At 52.3% G+C, this 5,005-nt stretch carries 4 protein-coding genes; 1 reads left to right on the top strand and 3 read right to left on the bottom strand.

The window, feature by feature from the left end; all coding sequences use genetic code 11:
* Window positions 1-192: 192 nt before the first annotated feature.
* The 3 genes from recG to EGT51_RS12595 all read right to left on the bottom strand — a co-directional run bounded on the left by recG (window position 193) and on the right by EGT51_RS12595 (window position 4,385).
* Window positions 193-2,226 carry an ATP-dependent DNA helicase RecG gene (gene recG, locus EGT51_RS12605; protein WP_135369009.1) on the bottom strand — a complete coding sequence of 678 codons (2,034 nt, stop codon included), beginning with the start codon at window positions 2,224-2,226 and terminating at the stop codon, window positions 193-195.
* 72 nt (window positions 2,227-2,298) lie between these two features.
* Window positions 2,299-3,990 carry a DAK2 domain-containing protein gene (locus EGT51_RS12600; RefSeq protein ID WP_135369008.1) on the bottom strand — a complete coding sequence of 564 codons (1,692 nt, stop codon included), beginning with the start codon at window positions 3,988-3,990 and terminating at the stop codon, window positions 2,299-2,301.
* A 32-nt stretch (window positions 3,991-4,022) separates the two neighbouring features.
* Complete coding sequence (locus EGT51_RS12595; protein WP_135369007.1) at window positions 4,023-4,385, bottom strand: Asp23/Gls24 family envelope stress response protein; 363 nt, start codon at window positions 4,383-4,385, stop codon at window positions 4,023-4,025.
* Between the two features lie 232 nt (window positions 4,386-4,617).
* Here EGT51_RS12595 and rpmB point away from each other — a divergent pair, with 232 nt between their 5' ends.
* Window positions 4,618-4,803, top strand: a complete 186-nt coding sequence (gene rpmB, locus EGT51_RS12590) for a 50S ribosomal protein L28 (protein ID WP_125575175.1) — start codon at window positions 4,618-4,620, stop codon at window positions 4,801-4,803.
* Window positions 4,804-5,005: the final 202 nt, after the last annotated feature.

The raw sequence follows: 5,005 nt of genomic DNA, 5'->3' as shown, positions 1-5,005 counted from the left end.
TTAATTAGCTCCAGCTTCTCCATGGCACTAAACTTGACCTTTGACATGTCATATTCCCTCCGTTGATTGTCAGATGAATTATATTATTTCATTTGACAACCCCAAAGGGATCATAACAGCTCGGACCTCCTCCCCCAGCGTTCCAGCCTAGTTTCGCGGAACGGCAAGGCGGCCAACCAAGCACACCACTGCCTAGTCCATAGTCGTGTTCTGGTGGGCGGTGGTGCTGAGGAAGGCAGCGAGGGCCAGGTTGGCGTCCTTGTCGGCCCAATCCGGCGCGGCCACCGTTTCCTTAGCCGCCTGTTGGGCAGCGCTCAAGATGTTTAGGTCCGCCACGGGATCGCCCACCTTGAAGTCGGGCACCCCGGACTGCTTTCTTCCTAGAATATCACCTGGGCCTCGTAATTCCAAATCCTTTTGCGATAACACGAAGCCATCGTTGGTACTGGTCATGGTCGTCATCCGTTCCACGGCCAGTTGGTTCTTGGGGTCCGCAATCAAAATGCAGGCCGAAGCCCGTGTGCCCCGACCGACCCGGCCACGCAACTGGTGAAGTTGCGCCAAGCCAAAGTGGTCGGCGTCATAGATCATCATCAACGTGGCGTTGGGCACGTCGACTCCGACTTCGATGACCGTCGTGGCGACCAGGACTTGAAATTCGTTGGCCTTAAAGGCTGCCATGATGGCGTTTTTCTCATCGTCCTTCATGCGCCCGTGCAAAAGGCCGACCTTGTAGTCGGGTTCAAATTCTTCTTTGAAACGGGCGTAAATGGCCTCGGCATTTTTCATGTCCACGGCCTCCGACTCTTCGATCAGGGGCGTGACGACGTAGGCCTGCGACCCGGTGCTCAATTCCGCCTTGACCTGCCGCAGCGTGGCGTCGACTTGATTGCTGCGAATCCAGGTGGTCTTGATGGGTTGACGCCCGGCCGGCAGTTCGTTGATGACCGACACGTCCATTTCACCGTAGGCCGTGATGGCCAGGGTCCGGGGAATCGGCGTGGCCGTCATCGCTAAGACGTCGGGCTGTTGGCCCTTTTCGCGCAAGGCTTGGCGTTGGTTGACTCCAAAGCGGTGTTGCTCATCGATCACGGCTAATCCCAGCCGGTGATAGGTCACTTCCGGTTGGATCAAGGCGTGCGTCCCAATCAATAGGTCCACACCGCCCTTGGCAATCTGTGGCAACAACGTCTTGCGGGCACTGGCTTTGGTCGCTCCCGTCAGTAAAGCCACATTGACGGGAAAATCGGCGAACAGCTTGGCCAAATTGTTGGCGTGCTGCTCAGCCAGGATTTCCGTAGGCGCCATTAAGGCCGCCTGAGCCCCAGCCGTAATCGCGGCATACATGGCGATAGCGGCGACCACGGTCTTCCCACTACCAACATCCCCCTGTAACAGGCGATTCATGTGGACCGGCCGTTTCAAGTCAAAACAGATCTCGTTGACGACCCGTTTTTGTGCACCGGTCAATTCATAGGGCAGCGAGTCGATGAAGGCCTTGAGCTTGGGCAAATCATAATGCAGCGCTTGGCCGTGGAGCGTGTGGTCTTGTTGACGCACGATTTGCAGACGCAACTCAAACAGGTAAAACTCCTCAAATTTGGCCGTTCGCCGGGCTGCCTGAGCCGCCGCCCCATCCGCCGGAAAATGCATGTCGTGGATCATCTGCTTGCGGTGTAACAAGCGGTACTGCTCGCGCAATGGCTCGGGAATCAGGTCGACGATCACCGGCGCATAGGTTTCGTAGGCCGACGTCACCAATTTTTGAATCGTGCCCTGACGAATCTCCTTGTTGGCCGGGTAGATCGACCCCATGCCACTGTCGGCACTGGCCAAAATTTTCATCCCCGCCAGCGATTGGCGTTTCGCGTCGAACCGGCCGTAGACCACGATTTCGTTGCCGACTTCTAGCTTGTCTTTCAACCAGGGTTGATTGAAAAACGTCACCGGAATCACGGTGTGTTCATCCAACAACAACCGAAAATTCAACCGATTTTTCTTGCGGCCAAACCGCGTCAAGACAGCCGCTCCGGCCACGGTTCCCTTCAACGTGACCTTGGCCTGGTCGGTCAATTCCGCGGGGTCCTTGGCCTGCAGATCTTCGTAACGGAAGGGAAAGTACGTCAAAAGGTCATTGATATTTTCAATCTCTAGGCTGTTTAATGCCTGAACCCGCTTGGGACCGACCCCCGGCAAGGCTGCCACGCTGTCACTTAAACTTGTCATTTTGTTCCCTCCCGTCAGTTAGATAGCGAAAAAAAGACTGGACAGTCAGCCCAATCTTTTTTCGTTTACCGGTTATTCAACCGAGATCAAGAATGGGTAAACCGGTTGGTCCCCTTCATGAACTTCTGTTTCTAAGTCGTCATCCAATGCAGCGACCTGTTGTTGCAGCTGTTCAGCCACTTCGGCCGTCGTATCGGCACCATAAATAATCGTAATAATTTCACTATCATCATCTAACATGGCCTTAACGGTCGCCACGGCGGTCGTCAAGAGATCGGCGTCGGTCACCTTGATGGTGCCGTCGACGATGCCCATGTAGTTGCCTTCCTTGATGTCAAAGCCATCAAGCTGGGTGTCGCGAATAGCGTGGGTGACTTGCCCACTCTTCACGGCGCTCAAATTGTCTTCCATGGCCGATTGGTTTTCGTCCAATTCGGCGTCCGGATTGTACCCGAGCATCGCGGTCATTCCTTGGGAAACCGTCTTCGAGTGAACGATTACGGCCGGAATATCCGCAACCTTAGCGGCCTGTTCGGCAGCTAAGAAGATGTTCTTGTTGTTTGGCAATACAATCGCGCGCTTGGCTTGACTCTGGTTGATGGCGTCCACGATATCTTGGGTGCTAGGGTTCATGGTCTGACCCCCGTTGACGACGTGCGTCACGCCCAGGCTCTTAAATAACGTGCCTAAACCTTCGCCGGCCGCAATCGCGATGATCGCCGTGTCAGCGGGCGCTTCGTCAGTTGCCGCAGCAACGGGCGCGTTACCGGACTCCTCGTCGTGTTCCATGATGGTTTCTTGTTGCATCCGCATGTTGTCGACCTTGACCTTGGCCAGGTCACCAAATTCTTGGCCCCAGGCAATGACCTTGCCCGGATGTTCCGTGTGGACGTGGACCTTGACAATCTCTTCGTCGTTCACGACTAGCAACGAGTCACCGAGGCCGGCCAGGTAGTTGTAGAAGGTGTCGTAGTCAAAGTCATGCTTGACTTGCTTGCCGCGACCAATGCGGACCATGATTTCAGTACAGTAACCGTACTTAATACTGTTGGGATCGAGCTTGCCTTGCACACTTTGGTGGTGGGTAGCTTCGATCATTTCATCCATTTCGGCGTTGTCTGGTTGGTAGTCGCCTTCTTCGGCCACGCGACCGTTCAGTGAATCATTAAAGGCTTCCAGCACAAAGGTCAACCCTTGGCCACCGGAATCGACCACGCCGACTTGCTTCAAGACGGGCAGAAGATCTGGTGTCTTGGCCAAAGCAGCTTTAGCGGCCTCAAATACGGCATCCATCACGACCAACACGTCGTCGGATTCCTTTGCGGCGTTTAAACCGGCCTGAGCCCCTTCACGGACCACCGTGAGGATAGTTCCCTCGGTTGGCTTCATAACCGCCTTATAGGCCGTTTCTGCGCCAGCTGCGAAGCCATCCGCTAAATCTTGAGCGGTCAAAACTGATTTGTCGGCCAACTTTTTAGAAAAACCGCGGAAAATTTGGGACAAGATGACCCCGGAGTTTCCCCGGGCACCCATCAGTAAGCCTTTAGCCAAGGCTACGGCTAAGACCCCGACCGCCGTGCTATCCGCATCGCGTTCGTATTTGGCCCCGCTTTGTAGCGACAGGCTCATGTTGGTTCCCGTATCCCCATCTGGGACTGGGAAGACATTGAGTGAATTGATAAAATCAGCGTTTTGGTTTAGCTTTTGCGAGGCGGCTTGGACCATCTTACCAAACTCAAGATTAGTAATTTCTGTTACTTTCAACTAAGTTTCCTCCTTGATTTCAGTACGTCTGGCTAATCAGCCAACACCCGCACCCCTTGGACAATCACATTGACTGAGTTTGCGGTAACCCCCAGCATGGTTTCCAGGTTATATTTGACTTTGGCTTGCACGCTACGAGACACTTCAGAAATCTTCGTGCCATAGCTGGCAATGATGTACACGTCGATGGCCACGCCATTTTCTTCTTGGCGAACGACCACCCCACGGGCATAATTTTCCCGTCGTAAAATGTCATTAACATTGTCACGAATCTGATTCTTACTTGCCATGCCCACGACACCATAATTATCAGTCGCGGCACCCCCAACTACGGTCGCAATTACTTCATTGGTAATATCAATTGTTCCGTACTGAGTCTTAATCTTAACGGCCATGGAAATAGCCTCCTTGTCTGGAAATAGAATCTTAACAGAAATTAATCTTACCACAACCCACGCAAAAATAGAAATAGGAAGACCAAAATGCGTGTTCTGACGGTAAATAAGTGTCAAGCAAAATTACTTGAAAGAAAACATTGCGTTCGACAAAAGAGTATGGTAAATTAGTCAGGTGAGTAAAAAGCACTGCTTTTTAAAAGTAATGAATCCATAAAGGAGGGTTTACGCCATGGCAAAGGATTTTATCAACGGTAAGCGGACGCGCTTCGGTAACAAGCGTTCTCACGCTTTGAATTCAAGTCGTCGCGCTTGGAAGCCGAACTTGCAAAAGGTTCGCATCTTAGTGGACGGTAAGCCAAAGAAGGTCTGGGTTTCAGCTCGGACTTTGAAATCAGGCAAGGTCACTCGCGTCTAGTTAACAGACACGATAATCTTAAGAGCACTAACCAGTCTTGCTGGTCGGTGCTTTTTTATTTGCCCATAGCAAAATTTCTTTTAATTTTGGCTCTTTGTCAACCGGTGTTGATGGGGAGAATTTGAGAGGTTCAATTCACTTACGAATTGGGCCTCTTTTTTGGACCCGAATATTGAATTCAATCTGTATTCTGTAGTGGAAG

It is taken from the genome of Levilactobacillus suantsaiihabitans, from assembly GCF_004745505.1.
In the GTDB taxonomy this organism is placed as follows: domain Bacteria; phylum Bacillota; class Bacilli; order Lactobacillales; family Lactobacillaceae; genus Levilactobacillus; species Levilactobacillus suantsaiihabitans.
The sequence above is the reverse complement of the archived record's forward strand: the minus strand, read 5'-3'. Positions and strand labels throughout refer to the sequence as shown.